Annotated in this window: 21 protein-coding genes and 1 pseudogene; 14 read left to right on the top strand and 8 right to left on the bottom strand. The window is 45.5% G+C overall.

All coding sequences use genetic code 11. The features are described from left to right. Positions 1–464: 464 nt before the first annotated feature. The 8 genes and pseudogenes from AB3R30_RS10435 (at position 465) to AB3R30_RS10470 (ending at position 6,579) form a co-directional block, all read left to right on the top strand. Entirely contained in the window at positions 465–869 is a 405-nt protein-coding gene (locus AB3R30_RS10435; protein WP_458649116.1) for an ATP synthase subunit I, read from the top strand. Positions 870–923: 54 nt separating this feature from the next. Continuing rightward, complete coding sequence (gene atpB / locus AB3R30_RS10440) at positions 924–1,673, top strand: F0F1 ATP synthase subunit A (protein WP_458649117.1); 750 nt, start codon at positions 924–926, stop codon at positions 1,671–1,673. 156 nt (positions 1,674–1,829) lie between these two features. Beyond that, positions 1,830–2,126, top strand: coding sequence for an ATP synthase F0 subunit C (gene atpE / locus AB3R30_RS10445; protein WP_458649118.1), 297 nt, complete (start codon positions 1,830–1,832; stop codon positions 2,124–2,126). Between the two features lie 183 nt (positions 2,127–2,309). Further along, positions 2,310–2,747 (top strand): annotated as a pseudogene (locus AB3R30_RS10450) (F0F1 ATP synthase subunit B'); the annotation flags it as partial. An 87-nt stretch (positions 2,748–2,834) separates the two neighbouring features. Beyond that, a complete protein-coding gene (locus AB3R30_RS10455; RefSeq protein ID WP_458649119.1) occupies positions 2,835–3,377 on the top strand; it encodes a F0F1 ATP synthase subunit B in 543 nt (180 codons plus the stop codon). Beyond that, positions 3,377–3,937, top strand: coding sequence for an ATP synthase F1 subunit delta (gene atpH, locus AB3R30_RS10460; protein WP_458649120.1), 561 nt, complete (start codon positions 3,377–3,379; stop codon positions 3,935–3,937). Before AB3R30_RS10455 ends, atpH begins: the two co-directional genes overlap by 1 nt. Positions 3,938–3,991: 54 nt before the next feature. Then, on the top strand, positions 3,992–5,509 hold the full coding sequence (gene atpA / locus AB3R30_RS10465; RefSeq protein WP_458649121.1) for a F0F1 ATP synthase subunit alpha: 1,518 nt from the start codon (positions 3,992–3,994) through the stop codon (positions 5,507–5,509). A gap of 119 nt (positions 5,510–5,628) precedes the next feature. After that, the gene (locus tag AB3R30_RS10470) at positions 5,629–6,579 is read left to right on the top strand and encodes a F0F1 ATP synthase subunit gamma (protein ID WP_458649122.1); all 951 of its coding nucleotides are present in this window, start codon (positions 5,629–5,631) and stop codon (positions 6,577–6,579) included. Between the two features lie 136 nt (positions 6,580–6,715). On the opposite strand, the gene AB3R30_RS10475 is transcribed toward AB3R30_RS10470, so the two are convergent. After that, positions 6,716–7,264, bottom strand: a complete 549-nt coding sequence (locus AB3R30_RS10475; RefSeq protein ID WP_458649123.1) for a Dps family protein — start codon at positions 7,262–7,264, stop codon at positions 6,716–6,718. 125 nt (positions 7,265–7,389) lie between these two features. After that, positions 7,390–7,983, bottom strand: coding sequence for a hypothetical protein (locus AB3R30_RS10480; protein ID WP_458649124.1), 594 nt, complete (start codon positions 7,981–7,983; stop codon positions 7,390–7,392). Between the two features lie 386 nt (positions 7,984–8,369). Here AB3R30_RS10480 and AB3R30_RS10485 point away from each other — a divergent pair, with 386 nt between their 5' ends. The 4 genes from AB3R30_RS10485 to AB3R30_RS10500 all read left to right on the top strand — a co-directional run bounded on the left by AB3R30_RS10485 (position 8,370) and on the right by AB3R30_RS10500 (position 11,932). Then, entirely contained in the window at positions 8,370–9,074 is a 705-nt protein-coding gene (locus AB3R30_RS10485; RefSeq protein WP_458649125.1) for a response regulator transcription factor, read from the top strand. After that, entirely contained in the window at positions 9,010–10,095 is a 1,086-nt protein-coding gene (locus AB3R30_RS10490; protein ID WP_458649126.1) for a sensor histidine kinase, read from the top strand. Before AB3R30_RS10485 ends, AB3R30_RS10490 begins: the two co-directional genes overlap by 65 nt. Positions 10,096–10,283: 188 nt before the next feature. After that, positions 10,284–10,706 (top strand): response regulator, encoded by a 423-nt coding sequence (locus tag AB3R30_RS10495; RefSeq protein WP_458649127.1) that lies wholly within the window; start codon positions 10,284–10,286, stop codon positions 10,704–10,706. A gap of 62 nt (positions 10,707–10,768) precedes the next feature. Further along, positions 10,769–11,932: a sensor histidine kinase gene (locus AB3R30_RS10500; RefSeq protein ID WP_458649128.1), complete on the top strand. Its 1,164-nt coding sequence runs from the start codon at positions 10,769–10,771 to the stop codon at positions 11,930–11,932. A 20-nt stretch (positions 11,933–11,952) separates the two neighbouring features. On the opposite strand, the gene AB3R30_RS10505 is transcribed toward AB3R30_RS10500, so the two are convergent. From AB3R30_RS10505 to AB3R30_RS10520, 4 genes are all read right to left on the bottom strand, one after another. Next, positions 11,953–13,050, bottom strand: a complete 1,098-nt coding sequence (locus AB3R30_RS10505) for an AI-2E family transporter (protein WP_458649129.1) — start codon at positions 13,048–13,050, stop codon at positions 11,953–11,955. 169 nt (positions 13,051–13,219) lie between these two features. Next, positions 13,220–13,567 carry a hypothetical protein gene (locus tag AB3R30_RS10510; protein WP_458649130.1) on the bottom strand — a complete coding sequence of 116 codons (348 nt, stop codon included), beginning with the start codon at positions 13,565–13,567 and terminating at the stop codon, positions 13,220–13,222. 229 nt (positions 13,568–13,796) lie between these two features. Continuing rightward, positions 13,797–13,979, bottom strand: a complete 183-nt coding sequence (locus AB3R30_RS10515) for a CsbD family protein (RefSeq protein WP_458649131.1) — start codon at positions 13,977–13,979, stop codon at positions 13,797–13,799. Between the two features lie 187 nt (positions 13,980–14,166). Next, positions 14,167–14,880, bottom strand: a complete 714-nt coding sequence (locus tag AB3R30_RS10520) for a response regulator (RefSeq protein ID WP_458649132.1) — start codon at positions 14,878–14,880, stop codon at positions 14,167–14,169. Positions 14,881–15,410: 530 nt separating this feature from the next. On the opposite strand from AB3R30_RS10520, the gene AB3R30_RS10525 reads away from it, so the two are divergent. Continuing rightward, the gene (locus AB3R30_RS10525; RefSeq protein ID WP_458649133.1) at positions 15,411–17,420 is read left to right on the top strand and encodes a PAS domain-containing sensor histidine kinase; all 2,010 of its coding nucleotides are present in this window, start codon (positions 15,411–15,413) and stop codon (positions 17,418–17,420) included. 11 nt (positions 17,421–17,431) lie between these two features. Beyond that, positions 17,432–19,270: a sensor histidine kinase gene (locus AB3R30_RS10530; RefSeq protein ID WP_458649134.1), complete on the top strand. Its 1,839-nt coding sequence runs from the start codon at positions 17,432–17,434 to the stop codon at positions 19,268–19,270. Positions 19,271–19,328: 58 nt separating this feature from the next. Here the strand turns inward: AB3R30_RS10530 and psbD are convergent, their stop codons facing one another. Then, on the bottom strand, positions 19,329–20,387 hold the full coding sequence (gene psbD, locus AB3R30_RS10535; protein WP_458648395.1) for a photosystem II D2 protein (photosystem q(a) protein): 1,059 nt from the start codon (positions 20,385–20,387) through the stop codon (positions 19,329–19,331). 181 nt (positions 20,388–20,568) lie between these two features. Next, positions 20,569–20,697 carry a hypothetical protein gene (locus AB3R30_RS10540; RefSeq protein WP_458649135.1) on the bottom strand — a complete coding sequence of 43 codons (129 nt, stop codon included), beginning with the start codon at positions 20,695–20,697 and terminating at the stop codon, positions 20,569–20,571. Between the last annotated feature and the right edge of the window lie 111 nt (positions 20,698–20,808).

The raw sequence follows: 20,808 nt of genomic DNA on the forward strand, positions 1-20,808 counted from the left end.
CTGTTTTAAATTTGACAAAAACCTTGCTTGCCAACCATCTAGACAATGCCTACCAGCATTAAATCTGAAAATGAAGGCATAAGACAACTTGTTCACTGGTTTAGATTAAAACGATTTGGATTCAACAAGTCTTTTATTAAAAAGTGTATGGAACCCAATCCGCTTGATTTATCGACCAATCATAGAGGATTAGAGTGACTCGGCTGAGAAACTAGAAACCTTTTGTTACAAAGTTAAATCAACTAACCTTGAGGGAGTTGAAGAACGACTGTCTTTGAATATGACCAGACAAAATTTCTCTATGTTGACATTAAGTATTATTACCTTGCGTGATATGATTACTGAGGGTTTGGGTAGCTATCTGGGCATCTACAAAGAAGTGAGCTAAAAGCCTTAAAGTTATTTAGATTCATTTTTTGTATGCTCACCAGTCCAAGCTAAACCGCTAAAGACGCCATCTGAAAATGAGTCAAGTACCTAAACCGAATACTCTGCCAGCAGAAACCGATAACTCTATGCAGGAGTATTACCAACTTCAGCAGGAGTTGTTAGTAACCACTGGAGTTTTGACGGGCATTATCTTTGTTTTTGTTTGGTACTTTTATTCCTTAAGCATTGCTCTGAATTATTTGCTAGGAGCAGGCACAAGTGTGGTTTACTTGAAAGTGTTGGCTCGAAACGTTGAGAAGTTAGGTAAGGAAAAAGAGCAGATTGGAAAGTCGCAGCTTGCTATTTTTGTTGGGTTGATGATAGTCGCAACTCAGTTGAGGCAGTTGCATATCTTACCGATTTTTTTAGGTTTTTTGACTTACAAAGGCTCTCTCATCGTTTATATGCTGCGAACACTCATGCCTTCTAACTCTGGTTAGTTAGATTACCTGGGAACTTTAACTATTCAAACCCTGAAATTTGTTTGGAGTCCAATGCTGAGTTTTATTGCTGCTCCCAATCTTCCCCTTGCCAACCTGGAAGTTGGTCAGCATTTTTATTGGGAAATTGGCAACCTTAAAGTTCACGGTCAGGTTTTTCTGGTTTCTTGGCTTGTTATTTCACTGTTAGTAATCGCCTCAATTTTGGCAACTCGTAATATTCAACTTGTTCCCTCTGGGATGCAGAATTTTATGGAATATGCCCTAGATTTTGTGCGGGATCTTGCAAGAAACCAGCTTGGAGAAAAGGAATATCGTCCGTGGGTGCCGTTTATTGGCACTCTGTTTTTATTCATCTTTGTGTCAAATTGGTCTGGTGCGCTAGTTCCATGGAAGCTGATAAAGCTACCAGAAGGTGAACTGGCTGCCCCAACAAACGATATAAACACAACAGTCGCACTTGCCCTTTTAGTTTCATTGGCGTATTTCTACGCTGGCTTTAGCAGAAAAGGGTTAGGGTATTTTGCTAAGTACATTCAGCCAACGCCAGTTTTGCTCCCGATCGCAATCTTGGAAGATTTCACGAAACCTCTTTCACTAAGCTTTCGTCTCTTTGGCAACATTTTGGCGGATGAGTTGGTGGTTGGGGTTTTAGTTCTTCTGGTGCCGTTGTTTGTACCTCTACCGGTAATGTTACTAGGGCTGTTTACTAGTGCAATTCAGGCACTGGTGTTTGCAACGCTGGCAGGTGCTTACATTCATGAAGCTCTAGAGGGACATGGAGAAGAGCATGAGGAGCATTAATTTGTCTTCAGCAAGTATTCTTGAGCCTTGGGTTTTGGATGTTAGGTGCCAATAGGAGTTTGCTGAATTCTTATCTTGACTTAGCATTCAGGCTAGTAAGTTCAAAATTTCGTAGTTATCAACCGCATTACATTTACTAAATCAAGAGGAAACCTCATGGTAGATCTGACAGTTGCTTTCCCCTCCGTTTTGGCTGCTATTACAGTAGACCCAACAATTGCTTCCGCTTCAGTTCTTGCTGCGGCTTTGGCAATTGGGCTAGCTGCAATTGGTCCTGGTATTGGTCAAGGTAATGCTTCTGGTCAAGCAGTTGAAGGAATTGCTCGTCAACCTGAAGCAGAGGGTAAAATTCGTGGCACCTTGCTTTTAACTTTGGCGTTTATGGAATCTTTGACTATTTACGGCTTGGTGATTGCATTAGTGTTGCTATTTGCGAATCCATTCATTGGCTAACCTACTTGAGATTAGGTCATGGTAGGGACGTGTTTCATGTCTCTACCTTTTAACTAAAAGCTATTGATTTGCAACTCGTGGTAGCTTTTCTTATTCTTTCTATAGTTATTTTGACTATAGTTATTTTGAGTATTGGATCTTGTTTTTTACTGACCATGCAGTGTTGCGGTAGCAGTTTTTGGAAAGGAAACCATGTTTGACTTTGATGCAACATTGCCATTGATGGCAGTGCAGTTCTTGCTGCTGGTGGTTTTAATGAATGCCATTTTCTACAAGCCACTAACCAAGGCGATCGAAGATCGTGGCGACTACATTCGACGAAATCAAGTTGAGGCTCAGGAGCGTCTGTCAAAAGCAGAAGCTTTGGCAAAGCAATATGAGCAAGATTTAGCTGAAACCCGTAAGCAATCTCAGGCATTGATCACAGCGGCTCAAGCGGATGCTCAACAGATTGTTGCTGGCAAGATTGCGGAGGCTCAAGAAGAAGTCCGTTATCAAAAAGAGCAGACTCAGAAAGAGTTGGATTTGCAAAAGCAGGAAGCTTTGCGATCGCTAGAACAAGAGGTTGACTCACTCAGCCGTCAGATTTTGGATAAAATCTTGGGCACTCAAGTTGCCTAGCTACCCAGCACGGTTTGACGAGGGCATTGCAAGCTAGATAGCGGGTGAATGTACTGCACAGGCATACAAGATGGGAATGGCGCAGTTATGAGTATGTTGGGACTAGGATGGTTGATTGCAGAAGCTAGTGTAGAAGCTTCTGAAGAAGGTGGATTCGTTGCCACTATTTTGGAAGCAAATCTAATCAACCTTTTGATTGTGATTGGTATCGTCGTTTACTTTGGGCGCGGTTTTTTAGGAAAGATTTTGAGCGAACGTCGAAGTACTATCGAATCTGCTTTGAAAGACGCTGAAGAACGCAGGCAAAAAGCCGCTGCTGCTCTGGCAGATGAACAGCAAAAATTAGCTCAGGCACAGCAAGAAGCTGCTCGAATCCGTTCTGCGGCGGAAGAGCGTTCAGTAGCTGTTAAAGCGTCTCTAATAGCAGACGCAGAAGTCGAAGTTCAGCGGATGCGGGAAGGATTGAGTCAAGATTTAAATGCAGAACGGGAGCGGGCGATCGCCGATCTACGGCAGCGAGTGTCCAGCTTAGCCCTGCAAAAAGCAGAATCTGAATTGCCTTCTCGTATGACTGATGAACTTCAGACCAATATGATTAACCGCAGCATTGCCATGATTGGAGGTGCCTAATGAAAGACGGAGGTATGGTTAGAGGTGAAATTTTAGAGCGGTATGCTCAAGCTCTCATGTCGCTAGCGCAGCAGGGCAATATTGTTGATCAAGTGGGCAGCGACATCAACACAATTATTGAAACACTCAAAAATTCTGAAGATTTGAAAGAGTTTTTTGCAAACCCGATTTATAAATCGGAGCAAAAGAAAGCTGTTTTATCCCAAGTGTTTGGGGATGGACTTCATTCATACACCCGGAACTTTTTGATGTTACTGGTTGATCGCCGTCGCGTTATGTTTTTGCTAGGAATTTGTAGCGAGTTTCAAGCATTACTTCGTAAACTAAACCAAGTGGTTCTCGCTGAAGTAACTACTGTACGGGAATTGACTGACGATCAAATTCAAGCCTTGAAAGATAAAGTCATCGCCTTGACAGGGGCGCATCAAGTTGAATTCGATATCAAGCTTGACCCAGAGCTTATTGGTGGCGTAGTAATCAAAATTGGCTCTCAAGTTATTGATGCCAGCATCCGTGGGCAGCTACGGCGCATTTCGCTTCGCTTAGGTGGTGCGGCTTAATTCAACCCTTTGCAACTGAACCTTTTAACCCTCATTCTCTAAGAGAGCAACCCTATGGTAAGCATCCGACCAGACGAAATTAGCAGTATTATTCGGCAGCAGATTGAGCAATATGATCAAGGTATCAAAGCGTCCAATGTTGGAACTGTTCTATCAGTAGGTGATGGGATTGCCCGCATTTACGGACTCGATCAAGTCATGGCAAATGAGCTACTTGAGTTTGCAGATGGCTCAATTGGCATTGCGCTCAATCTAGAAGAAGATGATGTAGGTGCCGTTCTGATGAGTGGTGGACGCGGCATCGAAGAAGGTAGCGTCGTTAAATCAACTGGAAAAATTGCTCAAGTTCCGGTAGGCGATGCGCTGATTGGGCGAGTCGTGGATGCTTTGGGTCGCCCGTTGGATGGTAAAGGCGATATTGCCTTTTCCGAGATGCGTTTAATTGAATCTCCGGCTCCTGGAATTATTGCGCGTAAATCTGTTTGTGAACCCATGCAAACGGGGATCACCGCGATCGATTCCATGATTCCTATTGGTCGGGGACAGCGTGAACTCATTATTGGCGATCGCCAAACCGGTAAAACCACAATTGCGCTCGACACCATTTTGAACCAGAAGGGTGAAGATGTGGTTTGTGTCTATGTAGCGATCGGTCAGAAAGCTTCCACCGTTGCCAACATTGCCAACGTCTTTCGAGAGCAAGGCGCTATGGAGTACACCATCATCGTGGCTGCCAATGCCAACGATCCTGCATCCCTCCAATTTTTGGCTCCTTATACGGGTGCTAGCTTAGCCGAATACTTCATGTATAAGGGCAAGCATACCCTTGTAATCTACGATGACTTGTCAAAACAAGCGCAAGCATACCGCCAAATGTCCTTGCTGCTCCGTCGTCCACCCGGTCGGGAAGCCTACCCTGGCGATGTATTTTATCTCCACTCTCGTTTGTTGGAACGCGCTGCCAAACTGAGCGATGCTTTAGGTGGCGGCAGTATGACGGCGCTGCCCATTGTGGAAACTCAAGCTGGTGACGTATCTGCTTACATTCCAACCAATGTCATCTCGATTACAGATGGTCAAATTTTCCTATCCTCTGACTTATTCAACTCAGGCTTACGTCCTGCGGTAAACCCTGGTATTTCAGTGTCACGGGTTGGTTCAGCCGCTCAAACGAAGGCAATGAAGAAGGTTGCTGGAAAAGTGAAATTGGAGCTAGCGCAGTTTGACGATCTGCAAGCGTTTGCTCAGTTTGCTTCAGATTTGGATAAGGCAACCCAAAATCAGTTGGCGCGGGGTCAGCGTCTGCGAGAAATTCTCAAACAGCCTCAGTTCTCGCCACTCTCAGTAGGCGATCAAGTTGCCGCCATTTATGCCGGGATTAACGGATATTTGGATGATTTGCCCGTTGATAAAGTGACCATTTTCCTCAAGGGTCTGCGGGAATATCTAGGGGGTAGTGCGCCGAAGTATGGTGAAATCATTCGCGAAAAGAAAGAACTGACTGCGGATGCAGAGGAAGCGCTGAAGAGCGCGATCGCTGAGTTTAAGAAAACCTTCGTAGCCACTGCCTAGGTTAGTCATGAGTTTTAGGCGATGAGTTCTAAGCAGTGTGATGTTTAGGACTCATCACTTAATTTTTTACTAGCTCTGAGTCATTCAATCGCACTCTATAACTCAAAACTTCCCCAGTTATGGCTAATCTTAAAATCATTCGCGATCGCATCCAGTCGGTCAAAAACACCAAAAAAATTACAGAAGCCATGCGGCTTGTAGCAGCAGCGAAAGTCCGTCGCGCTCAGGAGCAAGTCCTGGCAACTCGCCCCTTTGCCGATCGTTTAGCTCAAGTCCTTTATGGTTTGCAGAGCCGACTAAAATTTCAAAACGATAACAGTTCACCACTCCTGCAAAAAAGAACTGTGAAAACCGTTGGATTGCTAGTCGTTTCGGGCGATCGCGGTTTGTGCGGCGGCTACAACGGCAACGTTATTCGGCGGGCTGAGAACCGGATTAAAGAACTCAAAGCAGAAGGACTAGACTACCAACTTGTGTTAGTAGGTCGCAAAGCGACTCAATACTTCCAACGTCGAGATCAGCCCATTGCCCAAACCTTTACCAGCCTAGAACAAGTACCGACAGCAGCGGAATCCTCACAGATCGCGGATGTATTGTTGGAGCTTTTCCTCTCTGAAACCGTTGATCGCGTTGAGCTAATTTATACTCGCTTTGTTTCTCTAATCAGTTCTCGCCCCGTGATTCAAACCCTACTTCCTCTCGATCCCCAAGGCTTTGAAGATCCAGAGGATGAAATCTTTCGCCTCACCAGTCGCGGCGGACAGTTTGAAGTATCACGCGAACAGATTGATACAACCGGGCGCGAGTTTCCGAGAGATATGATCTTTGAACAAGAGCCTTCACAAATCTTAGAGACTCTTCTGCCGCTTTACCTGAATAATCAGCTACTCCGGGCACTACAGGAATCTGCTGCTAGCGAACTGTCGGCTCGGATGACCGCCATGAGTAGCGCCAGTGATAATGCGAAACAACTCATTAGTACATTAACCCGCTCTTACAATAAGGCTCGCCAAGCAGCAATTACTCAAGAAATCCTTGAAGTAGTTGGCGGGGCTGAAGCACTGAAGTAGCTCAAACGCTTTTGAAATCAGCCAATCTAAAAAGGTGCCTACTCAATCCTAGGCACCTTTTTTAGTGAAATGATTATTTTTACCGTTAGCAGAAATGGCGATCGCAGGTACTGTCCACCTTAGAAAGCGGCTGTGTCTAGTTTTTACCAGCAGAAGCCGGAACTTTCTTCGTAGCCTGGGGTAAATTTCCATCGGGAGCAACAGATTCTCCTTCAATAAAGGAACGCAGCATCCAAGCCATTTCTTCGTGCTGCTCCATTAAACCAGTCAGAAAGTCTGCTGTGCCTTCGTCATGAAACTCTTCACTAGACTGATCAATTTGTTCACGCAGACTACGGATAATTATTTCATGATCATCCACTAGCTTTGCTACCATTTCTGTTGCATTTGGAATCACTCCAGGGTGTTCCTCAAGGGATGCTAATTGAATAAATTCTGCTGCGGTGCCAGCAGGAAAACCCCCTAAAATCCGAACCCGTTCTGCAATGCTATCTGTTGCAGTAGATAGGGCTTGATATTGTTCATCTAACAGCATATGTAGGGTGCGAAACTGAGGACCGACCACATCCCAATGGTATTTTTTGGTCTTGATCAATAGCAAATATACATTTGATAAGCTGCTGTTCAGCAACCCAATTACGCCTTCACGTTCTTTCTCTGTAAGACCAATATTTAGTTTGCGCATGGTTTCCACTAGTTAACTCTACACACCAGTTCACCAATTTTGCCATCGAAGAGCATCCATCCAAAGGAAGGGATTGCGATTCGTGAAACGATCCCTGCGGGAATCGCATCTCTGTGTCTCTTCGCCTATGAATATAAAAGACTTAACCACGCTTCCAAATCTACTTCTTGATGCAGATTGAGTAATTCTTGAAATTCTGGGTGGTTTTTATCAAGGGATTGAACCGGAAACTTGATCCCTTGCAAAGAGAGTAATTCTGAAAAGCGATCGCTAGTGACAATCAGAGTTTCCGCCCAATCATCTCGCCACTGCTTTGATGAAGTAACCCGATTGTTTGCTTGTCCATCAATATCCTCATCTAGGATAGGCTCTTCAATCAGATGGTTTCCACAGCAATGAAGGCTTGCTTCTAGCATCTTTTGAGTTTCAACCAGACTGCTAGCAGTAGTTTGCACCCAAGATTGAATCATCCAGTTAACCCGCTGCTTAATCAACACAAGATAGGCATCTTCGCTTAGCCGAGTGGTCGAACGAGGTGCTTTTGTAATAAATAGAGCCGACATCCGAGGAGATGTCCACAGTCTTGAATAATCTGGATAGGGACCAATCGGTTCATCTAACGTTGCAAATTCGATCGCGCGCTCACGTTGCTGAATGGGGTGAAGCAGATCATTAAGACGAAGAATAGGACGATAGCGGTTTGCTGGTTGAGAAGTCATAGTCACACATTGAGGCGTTCTGATCGCAAAAAACTTTTTAGACTGTTCATCTGAGCATAAAGGTTGCATGTGGATAGCATGTGACTATACACGGCAAGTTTCATGACTAGTAGTTTTAGCAAGCCAGAATGCTAAGGAATTAGAAATTTTTAATTGCAGAGATGAATATTTCGTAGCTGCGAAGTACAATAAAAGCCACCGATATAGCAGTACGAGAAAAGATCAAACCAACAACTGTCCATTCTTCCTTATTGCCCAAGGATTTTTGTGTCCTAACCTATTTCATCCATTGCTATACCAGCCTGTCTTTTATGCAAATGAGAAAGGCTATCCAGTAAAAAAGATAGTCCTGTGGCTTAGCTCCTGAAATCCAGGGAATCTGTCTTTTGGCAACAATCCTGATTATTGAAGATGAAGTCAATATTGCGTCCCTTCTACAAACCTGTGTGGAGAGTGAAGGGTATGGCTGTTGTGTCGCCTATGATGGCAAAAGTGGACTGGCAGCATTTAGACGGTTAGAACCTGACTTAATCATTTTAGATTTGATGTTGCCAGAAATGAATGGATTGGAAGTTTGTACTCAAATTCGGCAGTCTGGCGCTAGTAAAGATCCCTATGTGATGATGTTGACGGCGAAAGGGGAAGAAATCGATCGCATTATTGGGTTTTCAACGGGGGCAGATGACTATTTACCAAAACCCTTCAGCCCCACTGAACTACTGGTGCGAATTCGAGCTTTATTACGGCGAACCATGCGCCATCAAGCAACCCTCAAAATTGAAACTCCCCATTTGCAAATTGATTTAGAACGGCGATCGGTGTTCTTGAAAGCAATTAGAAGTGACGAAATCGCGGTTCATCTCAGCGCTTTGGAGTTTGACGTGTTGGCAACCTTAGCAAATCGCCCAGGGCGAGTGTGGACACGGACTCAACTGCTCGATAACGTCTGGGGAGGCGATTTTACGGGAGACGAGCGTATTGTCGATTCTTACGTCAAGCGATTGAGGCATAAATTAGGACAAGGGAATGCTGAAACCTATTCATTCATCAGAACTGTTTCCGGCGTTGGCTACGCTTTTGAAGACCCTTAAAAAGTCCATTCATCCATTGCATGTCCGTCCATCGTTGTGGCTACGGTTGTTGTCTACGCATACTTTAGTGATGTTGATTGGCATTGGGGCGATCGCCTTAATTAGCAATTTATGTCGCGTTAATCTCTCAGATGCCCTCGTTGCAGCCATGGTTAGCGCAACCAGCGTTATCACCATCAGCATTCTCGTTAGCACAACCATTTCCCGACCGCTGCAAAGAATGGAAACCGCGATCCATACTTTTCAAGCCGGCGACTTAGCCATGCGAATTCCTGCTTGCTCCATTCCTGAAATTCATCGCTTGGGTATGAGCTTTAACAACCTAGCCGCAAGCCTTGAAGGAGTGGAACAACGCCGCCGCGAGTTAACCAGTGATCTCGCCCATGAACTGCGAACCCCAGTTACCGTGATTCATGGCTACTTAGAGATGTTGAATACGGGCAAAATTGCTTTTCATCCCAATATTGGCAGTCAAATGGTGCAGGAAACCGATCGCATCCAACGATTGGTCAACAACGTTTTAGAACTCTCAAAACTAGAAGCAGGCTATTTACCTTTACAACTTCAAGCGTTGCAACCGTTCCCCATCCTCAATCGAGTGGCGACCACCTTTGAATCAGAATGCCTGAAAGCAAACTGTCAACTCCAGTTGCACTATCCCTCCACATTACCGACTGTTTTTGCTGATCCCGATCGCCTAACTCAAATCTTGGTCAATCTGGTGAATAATGCCATCACCTACAGCCCAAATGGGATCGTGACGTTGCGGACTTGGGACAATGGGGCAATGCTGTGGATTGCAGTGATTGATACCGGAATTGGGATTGCAGCGCAAGATTTACCTCATATTTTTGAGCGATTCTGGCGAACCGATCAATCTCGTGCCCTCAAAATTGGCAGTACTGGCATTGGGTTAGCGATCGCAAAACGGCTCATTGAACTTCAGGGTGGACAGATCGAAGTAGAAAGCGAACTAGGGAAAGGAAGTTGTTTTTGCTTTTCGATGCCGCTTTATCTTTAATTTTCAAATCGTAAATTTACGCTACTCCTATAGAAATTGCTACAACACTGAGTCCGATTTGTGTGTATACAAGAGAGGTATCATCCTCTAGGCTGAGGGATCAGCCTGGAATGTCTGCGTACAATAAAAGTGATACATGTAACAAACTCTTAATACACTAAACGCTTTAACTAGCAATGGAAGACAAAATGATGAATATCCTCTTAGTTGAGGATGACGAAGTGGATGTGATGAATGTGCAACGGGCGTTCAAGCGCAACAACATTACGAATCCGCTATACATTGCCAGTAACGGACTTGAGGCACTTGCCATGCTTCGTGGAGAAAATCAAACTCACCCAGTGCTGCCTTTAGTCCGCAGATTGGTTTTGTTAGATCTAAACATGCCTCGTATGGGCGGGTTAGAGTTCCTACAAGAACTCCGCGCTGATGATCAATTGCGTTCTACACCAGTAGTCGTGTTGACAACTTCTAATCAAGATCTCGATCGCATTGATGCATATAATCTCAACGTAGCAGGCTACATTTTAAAGCCTGTAACATTTGCCAACTTTGCAGAACTAATGGCAACGTTGAATAAGTATTGGGCGCTGTGCGAGTTGCCGAACTAACAACGCCACTTCAACTATATCCAGTCTGAACGACGATAAACGATTAAAAATTCCTATTTTTTATGGAAGAGATTTTAAAGATTTTGGTAGTTGATGATGATGATGTCGATCGCATGGCAGTGCGTCGCGCTTTGAAAACGGCTGGCGTTGAAATGGCGCTGACTGAAGCGGTGGATTGTAGGAGTGCGATCGCGGCATTAAAAAATACTGCATTTGACTGTATCTTTTTAGACTATCGACTCCCCGATCGCGACGGGCTATCTCTCGTGAAAGATTTGCGGCAAGACAATCTTCGTACTCCGATTGTGATGTTAACGGGTCAAGGAGATGAGCAGCTTGCAGTCGATCTAATGAAAGCAGGCGCAGCCGACTATCTTCCCAAATCAAAAGTATCGCCTGATCGCCTATCTCGTATCTTGCGAAGCGCTGTACGGCTTTATCGCCTAGAGCAAGAAGCAGAGACTGCAAAACAGCAACAAGAGCAATTGTCGCGACAGCGGGAAGATTTTGTTTATCGATTGACTCACGATCTACGCACGCCCTTAGTTGCTGCCGATCGCATGTTGACGTTGTTTAAACAAGACGCATTTGGAGAAGTTTCGCCCGATATGACCGAGGCGATCGCCATGATGATTCATAGCAACCAGAACTTGCTGCAAATGGTCAACACCATTTTGGAAGTATATCGCCATGATGCGGGGCACAAAACGCTCAGCTTTTCTCCCTGCAACTTGAAATCAATTCTCCAGGCGATCGTCACAGAACTATTGCCTTTAGCCGAAGAAAAGGGCTTATCTCTAACAATGCAGGTTATCCCAAAGGAGATTGGACACCCACTGTCTGTCATGGGCGATCGCTTAGAACTGCGTCGGTTGTTCACCAACCTCGTTGGCAATGCCATCAAGTTTACTGATGTCGGCTCAGTTGAGCTATGTCTCAGCGGTTCCAGTGAAAACTATTCTCAACACTCCTTAATAGATACCTCTTGGGTTAAGGTTGAGGTTAAAGATACTGGCTCTGGCATCTCTCTAGAAGATCAAGAACGCTTATTTGAACGATTTCGTCAGGGAGAAAACAAGCGCTCTGGTAGCGGTTTAGGACTCTATCTCTCTCGCCGGATTGTTGAAGCACACCACGGCGCGATCGCCGCCCAATCTGAGCCAGGAAAAGGCAGCGTTTTCACAGTTTGTTTGCCAAGTGCCCATGAGGGCAGTGGTGAGTTTTGAGTTACTAGAATAACCCCCCTTCACTCCTTCGCCCCTTCCACTAAAACAGCATTGGTGTCCTTAAGAACCAACGGATTCCGAAAGAATGATCCAGTTTGGGGCGGTAACGTTGGCTCAGAAACAACTTCGACAAAACTTTTAACTACGCCCGTAAAGGGAATCGCCAGAATAATTCCCAATAATCCCCCAACTTTGGCTCCTAATAGCAAGGAGATAAAAATAAATACCGGAGATAACCCAGTCAATTCACCCATTAACTTGGGGGTAATCACATTATCTTTGACCTGCTGAATGACAAGGGAAACAACCAAAACCTTGAGCGCTAGCCACCAATCGATAAATAAAACAACTAGAACCACGGTGCCAATTCCCAAGGTTGCACCCACAAATGGAATCACTTCCATTACGCCAATGAATACGGCAAATAGTAGGAAAAAAGGCACCTGCAAAACCCAAAAGGCAATGGTTAAAGCGGCTGCCATGAAGGTTCCTAAAAGTAATTGTCCGGTGCCAAAGCGCTGTAGGTTAGTCCGAAGGCTGACAGTGAGTTCTTGCTGAATAATTGGAGTGAAAACAGAGGTAAAGGCTTGCCACAGGCGATCGCCATCAATCAGCATATAAAACGAAATCACCAGAATTAAGGTGAAATCTACAAAACGATTAACGGTGCCTAAAACCAGGCTGACTCCGCGTGTTGCAGTAGATTCAGCGATCGCCTGAGTCCGGCTTAGAACCTGTGAAGTCAGTAGTTGAACATTAATCGGTAAGCCATGCTCATCGCTCCATAGTTGAAAACCTGTTAATTTATCCTGAGCCTGAGCAAGCAAGTTTGGAAACCCGGTAATGAACTGCACTCCTTGATTAATCACCGGCGGCAGCAAGGTAATCAGCAGCAGCACAACGAGCAAAACGCTTGCCAAATAGACAATTACAGCAGCAGCAGTTCGAGGCAGCAAGTTTTTGAGAGCATCAACTGGGTAATTTAGCAGAAAGGCAATTAAGGCAGCAGTCAGCAAAATACTAATTAACCCACCCACATAGCTTAGCGCCTGGGTAGTCAACCAGCCTGCAACCAGCACCAGAGACCAAGTAATCAGAAAGTTTTGGAGAGACGACACAGAAGGATAGGTTGAAGAATCTCTCCTATATTCCTCTAAAGTACGGTTTGTGAATACCCTGTCTCTCCAAATTTAGAGACAAAAGACCAAATTTAAAAACAAAAAGAGCATTTGACGATCAAATGCTCCAAAATCTACTTAGCTAAGGTTGGGCTTAAATTACAGAGTATTAGATTACGCCAGTACCTTTACCGCGAGAGTCATGATCACTGGTCAACTTACCATCCTCATTGGTTTCATTGACTTCTTTTAACTCTTGGGCACGTTCGCGCAGATCTTCCTCTTCAGCCTGCTTTGCATCACCGGGCACTTCATAATACATTTCCGGCTCGATCGCGTAGTTGTTCAACAGCCCTTCTTGATCAACCGTGAAGCCACCTGTTGTATCAATGCTATCTTCGCCTTCCTCGTCAGGTAACTCTTTATAGTTATCACCTTCGCGCTCCATCCGAGCAGCAGTTTCTGCGGGAACAATGCCACGATCATAGGTATTAGAATCAGCATTTTGGTTTGGCATAATTAGTAATATCCAAATGGTATAGTCATGAATTGTTAACAGCTTATGGCTGATTATTGAAAGAACTCATCCACCATAAGTAACAGTTAAACTAAGATTTCCATCATCTTTTGGAAGAGTTCTTTAAACAAATAAAATGTTTCTAAAAAAAGCCCAGGCGCTTAAAAGGCTTAGGCTTTGTTGGTGACATATTAGATTATGTGATGTCTACAAAAACTACTTAAAATGATTAGTCAATTGCTCTTTTGACATCATCTTTAACATTTTCTACAGTATGTCTGACTTTTGATTCAGCTTGCTTCGCTTTCCCAGCAGCTTCATCTTCCGGATTGCCTGTCACTTTACCGGAAATCTCCTGAGCCTTACCTTCAACGTTTTTTGCAACGGCTTTTAATCTATCTTCGGCACTCATAATATTATCCTCGTTGTTATGTCGGGAGAGATATTGTCTGAACTCTCATAACATATAGTTTATGTTGAATCTCTGATATACTCCTCTACCTAAAGGTATGTTTAGTAATAGGCTTAATTTGCTTCATTAACTAATGAAACAGGCAATTTTTAGGACGTGTTTTACTGTTGTTATTCGGCTGTTGTCGCTAGCTAATTAAGCCCGATCGCAATGCAAGTACGGCAGCTTGGGTGCGATCATCCGCACAGAGTTTACTCAGAATATTGCGGACATGAGTTTTGACAGTGCCTAGAGAAATAAACAACGTCTCGCCGATCGCATTATTACTTTGACCTTCCACAATCAACTGCAAAATTTCCAGTTCGCGATCGGTGAGTTGCACATTATCCATAATTTCTTCATAAGCCGCTTCCACTGCTTCGATCGCGATCATCTTGGGTTGACTTGGATCAGCCGCGATCGGTTTACGCACCTGACGCAGCACAATATTGGCGATCGTTGGGTCAATCCAAGAATTACCATCTGAGGTAGACTGAATCGCTTCTACTAGTTGATCAATGTTGACATCTTTCATGCAGTAAGAATTGGCTCCAGCCCCAAAAGCTGCTAACACAGAATCCTCGCTGTCATACATGGTCAGAATCAAGATTTTAGTTGAAAAATCATTCGTGTCTAATTGAAATTGCTTAAACTGGCGAGTTAACTCAATGCCATCCATATCGGGCAACCCAATGTCTACTACTGCAACATCAGGCTGCTTGTCTTGCAGCAACATCAATCCTTGTTTGGCATTGGCGGCTTCTCCTACAACTCGAATGCTACTGTGGCGTTGTAAGGCAGTTCGCAAGCCTAATCGAGTCAGGTCATGATCTTCAATTAATACAATCCCAATATCAGCCATTGTTTTTTAGTGACGCTTTATGTTTGATAATGTGTGGCTCACCGTTTGCTAATTACCTTCACCCTAAGACTTATGCAAGTTCCACAATCAATTAGAGCAAAAGCTTAAACCAAAGACTCAAACCTTTTGTTTGCTGAGCCAGGGCATTAATCCTGAAATAGGGAGCAAAATTACTAACAAATTCATCCATTAGGTATATGCAGTTTGGCATATAGCGTTTTGCTTTTACAGAAAATAAAATACGTATGCAAGAAATCTTGATAAGCAGTGAGCGATCTCGGTCAGCCGTCAGTTTAATTCTTTGGGTTTTCTCCATTCCAAAAACTATAAAATTACAGGAATATGCGACTTTCGTGAAACATCTGCCAAGACTGCTAGTGGGGGAAGGCAGCAAGAACTAAAAAAATGTCCAACTACCCTTTTTGTGGAGAAGAGTTGGGTTGCGGGCAATTTAATTGCACAGCGCGTAAATTAGGTATTCTGCAACAGAAGTTTGCGTTTGGTTAAGTTTGCCTCTTGAATTTTGCCTCATGAATGAAGTTTCCAATGCTATGGAATCGTTAGGCATCGCGGCATCTAGTTCGCCTCAGCCTGAACGATATCCCCCCAGCCGCTATCAGCAGTTAATGAATGCACTGCCACAAATGATGTGGGTTGCGAATGCAGAAGGTGCGATCAATTATCTCAATTTTGCTTGGACGGAAACTTTGGGGGTTGCGATCGCCGATTCGTTGGAGTGGCGATTATTTGACCGCATTCATCCAGACGATCGGGCGATCGCCTTTCGGCAATGGCAAAACTCCATTAGCACTAAACAAGCGTTTGAAGTAGAACTGCGCTTCCGTGAAATGGATGGCACTCATCGGCGGTTTGTGGTTCAAGGTCGCCCCATTTTAGATGAGACAAACGCGGTGGTGGAATGGGTAGGCATTTGCACTCCTGCCAGCCAAGCGAGGCGAGTTGAAACTGAGCTAGAGCAGGAGCGGGAACTGCAAACGGTGATTACTCGCAATATGGCAGAAGGAATTTGCTTGGTGCGATTGGGCGATCGCCGGATTGTGTATGCCAATCCTAAGTTTGAGCAACTGTTTGGCTATGAACCAGACGAACTCAATGGGCAACCCGTCGCAATCCTCAACTATGCACCAGATTTACCCGCCGCAGACGCAGTGGCTCAAAACATATTGCAGCAAGTCGAACAGAACGGGGCTGCCACTTATACCGTCCAGAACATCAGAAAAGATGGAACGTTGTTTTGGTGTGAAGCCACGACCTCTATTTTTGAGCATCCTGAATATGGAGCAGTGGTCGTGGCAGTGCAACAAGATATTACCGATCGCCGACAGGCAGAGCAAGAACTGCAAGAAAAAGAACGTCGGTTTCGCGCCATTTTTGACCAAACGTTTCAGTTTGTTTGGCTACTAGAACCGGATGGCAGGCTGAGTCAGGCAAACCAGACGGCTTTAGAATTTGGCGATGTGATGGCAGATCGGGTGATTGGGCAGATGTTTTGGGACACTCCCTGGTGGCAAGCTTCCCAGGATAGTCAGATGCAGTTACGCGAGGCGATCGCCCGTGCTGCAACGGGAGAATTTATCCGATATGAAGTAGAACTTTCTGGGGCGGATGGCAAAATTGCAATCTGCGATTTTTCGATTAAACCCCTGCGAGATGAAACCGGGCAAATCGTCTTGCTGATCCCCGAAGGACGCGACATCACCCAGCGCAAGCAAGCCGAAGCCGAAATTCATCAATTAAACGTTGAACTAGAAGATCGGGTGGCACGACGAACCTCCCAAATGGCGCAGTTGAATAGGACGCTGGCTCAAACTGCCACCCTGCTAGAAGAACGTAACCGTGAACTCGATCAGTTTGCCCACATTGCCTCTCACGATTTAAAAGCACCGCTGAGGGCAATTTCTAATCTGGCTGAGTGGATTGAAGATGATTTGCAGGGGCAACTCCCCGCAGAAAACCAGCAGCAAATGGGACTACTGCGAAGCCGGGTGGTGCGGATGGAAGCATTGATTACTGGATTACTAGACTATTCCCGTGTGGGGCGTACCGAAACCGCGATCGCATCCGTTTCCGTTAGTTCCTTGCTAGAAGAGGTAATTGATTCCCTCGATCCACCCGCTAGTTTTACGATCGCGCTTGCTCCCGATTTACCCACCCTGCCAGCGCGACAACTGCTGTTGCGTCAAGTGTTTGCCAACTTGATCAGCAACGCGATTAAACATCACGATCGCTCCGATGGACGTATTAAAATCACCGCAAGTGATCAAGCAACTTTCTATGAATTTGCTGTGACGGATGATGGACCTGGTATTGCTGCCGACTATCACGATCGCATCTTCGTCATTTTTCAAACCCTCGCGGCTCGTGATTCTAAAGAAAACACAGGTGTAGGCTTATCCATTGTCAAAAAAATTGTTGAAACCGAAGGCGGGCAGATTTGGGTAGAATCCCAACTGGGGCAAGGCACCACCTTTCGATTCACTTGGCTCAAACAGCCTAAAGATGCGATCTTAGAACCGTGAGTATCCCACCGATGAAACGCACTCCACTCAAAAAGTTGTGGGCAGATTGGGCTCAGTTACCGATTCGTCATCGTGGCGCGATCGTCGTTGCCATTCCGGCAATTTGCCTGGTCATTACGGTAGTTGCTTGGGCGTGGTCGCAGGAGGCGTTGCTTGGGGTTCGCCGAGAGATTGAATCCACAGATGAGGTGATGAGTGAAAGTAATAAGCTGCTGATTGAACAAATTAATGCAGAAACGGGTGTGCGCGGCTATTCGTTTACCCGCGATCGCGCTTTCCTAGAGCCTTATCGCCAATCTCTGAGTAACTATCAACCCTCGCTCAGGCGGCTGCAACAACTACAGCAAAAAAAGCCAGGGCGATTGGAAGAAGTCAACACGATTCAACAACTGATTCAGCGCAACTTAGACATCTCGCAACAGGTGATCACTACTATCGATGCTCAGCAACCATCTAGCGCAGCAAAATTTCCGAACAGACGGTTGTTGTATCAAGGCAAAGAAAATATGGATGCCCTGCGTGCTTCCATGGATGCCTTGCAGCAGAGTGAGCAAATTCATAAAGATGATTTGCGGGCAAGGCGAGAAAAAATTCAGGGGGCGACTTCTGCGGCAATTTGGTTGACTGCGACGATTAGCGGGTTAGGTTTTTTTGCTGCCCTTTATTTGTTTCACCAACTGGATCGAGAATTACGCGATCGCGAAGCCCGCTTGAGTGAAAGCCGCTCTTTGTTAACTGCCATTGTTTCCAATGTGGTAGACGGAGTGATTATTCTCAACGAAGATAGCCGAATTGAAACCTTCAACCCCACGGCATGTGAGATATTTGGCTATCAGCCCAACGAAGTGATTGGGCGTGAAGTTGAGCAGTTGTTAGTTGAGGCTCAGTCTCTCACCCGCAACCAGCATACCAATGCGAAACAAAGCGTTATGGATAGTCCGCCTGTGCAAACGGGACGCGCTTGGCAAACTTCAGGAATTCGCAAAGACGGAACAACCTTTCCGATCGGAATTTCGGTGAGTGATGTGCAATTAGACGATCGCCGACTGCTTGCCATCATCCGCGACATGACTGAGGTGCAAGCATCCCAGGAAAAACTTCAGTCTCGTGCCAATGAATTAACCCGAATCACTAGGGTTTTAGCGCAAACAAACATCACCCTAGAAGATCGCAATCGTGAATTAGAACAGTTTGCCTATGTTGCCTCCCACGACTTGAAGGCACCCCTGAGGGCGATCGCCAATCTTTCAGAATGGATTGAAGAAGATCTGCAAGGACAACTCCCTGCTGAAAACCAGCGCCAAATGCTGCTGCTGCGGGGACGGGTTCACCGGATGGAAGCCTTAATCAATGGGCTGCTAGAATATTCCCGCGTGGGACGCACCAAAGCCCCACTAGAACAAGTTTCTGTGAAAACGCTGCTCGAAGAAGTGATCGATTCTCTTGCGCCGCCTGCCACTTTTACGATTGAGATCGCGCCCAACCTGCCAACCTTCACGACTAAAGTGATGCTGTTGCGTCAAGTCTTTACCAACCTACTCGGCAACGCGATTAAACATCACGATCGCCCCGATGGACAGATCACCATTTCCGTTCAAGAACAAGGCGCATTTTACGAATTTTCTGTAGCAGACGATGGACCTGGCATTGATGCAAATTATCACACCAAGGTGTTCGTGATTTTTCAAACCCTAGAAGCTCGCGATACTAAGGAAAGTACTGGAATCGGCTTGGCGATCGTCAAAAGAATCGTTGAAGCGGAGGGTGGCAGTATTTGGATTACTTCCCAAGAAGGCAGCGGTGCTACATTCCACTTCACCTGGCTCAAGGAATCCTTTCAGCATGGTTGAAAAAATAAAAAAGCCCTCGCCATAATGACGAAGGCTTTAAGAGAAAATAACCTAATCTTTAGAGAGCATTACCGCGAGGTAAGACTTCTTCAGGGAAGATAAAGTTTTCGTGAATCTGGTCTTGAGGAGCCATCCAAGCGCGGATACCTTCATTGAGCAGAATGTTCTTAGTGTAGAACGTTTCAAACTCAGGGTCTTCTGCGGCTCGGATTTCCTGAGAAACGAAGTCATACGCTCGTAAGTTGAGCGCTAACCCAATGATGCCAATCGATGCCATCCACAATCCCGTCACTGGCACAAACAACATGAAGAAGTGCAGCCAGCGCTTGTTGGAAAAGGCAATACCAAAGATCTGCGACCAAAAGCGGTTCGCTGTCACCATGGAGTAGGTTTCTTCGGCTTGGGTGGGCGAGAACGCGACAAAGGTGTTTGAGCCTTCGCCATCTTCAAACAACGTGTTCTCGACCGTTGCTCCATGGATGGCACAGAGCAATGCTCCACCCAAAATCCCAGCAACGCCCATCATGTGGAACGGGTTAAGGGTGAAGTTATGGAACCCTTGGACAAACAGGATGAAGCGGAAGATACCCGCTACTCCTAAGCTCGGTGCAAAGAACCAGCTTGATTGTCCCAAGGGGTAGATTAAGAAGACTGAGACGAAGACGGCAATCGGTCCCGTGAAGGCGATCGCGTTGTAAGGACGGATGCCCACTAAGCGAGCAATTTCGATTTGACGCAGGCAGAAGCCGATGAGAGCAAATGCGCCATGGAGGGCAACGAATGCCCACAGACCGCCGAGTTGGAACCAGCGGGTCAGGTCGCCTTGGGCTTCAGGACCCCACAAAAACAAGAGGGAGTGTCCGAGGCTATCGGCAGGAGTGGAAACGGCTGCGGTTAGAAAGTTGCAGCCTTCAAGATAAGAAGATGCCAGTCCGTGGGTATACCAGGAGGTGACGAAGGTGGTGCCGGTCAGCCATCCGCCCAGTGCCATGTAGGCGCAGGGGAACAGCAGTAAGCCGGACCAACCGATGAAGACAAAGCGATCGCGTTTCAGCCAATCGTCAAGAGCGTCAAACAGCCCTTGTTTTGCAGGCGCGCGCCCCATTGCTACGGTCATACGGTAAAACTCCAGATTGGATAAAAATGCTTAAGAGTGTCTCTAGTCACGCTCTAATTAGCCTGAATCAGAAAAATTCAGTGTAACTAAAAGTATGAAAAGAGTTTACGTTTCTTTACTATCAGTCAATTATACAAATTAGTCCATAAATTTTCTAGGTAAATTTTCAATATTTATATATTTAAGTATTTATGCTCAATAGCCTGTCGCGACGATTGTTGAAGCGATCGCAGAAGAGTTGCGATCGCTGATATAAAAGTCGATTACGCTGCCTAACTCCACCCGCGATCGCTGAGTTTACAATTCCCATCACCGCATCTGAATATTTTTTACCGTTCTCTGCTATGTCAGGGAACTTGAATTTAATCTAAGAAATCCTCAGCAGGCACCAAAAGTAAGCCGTGCTGATGGGTTGAGTCAA

The sequence above is a fragment of the Sivoneniella epilithica UHCC 1019 genome, from assembly GCF_040830845.1.
Classification (GTDB): domain Bacteria; phylum Cyanobacteriota; class Cyanobacteriia; order Leptolyngbyales; family Leptolyngbyaceae; genus ULC077BIN1.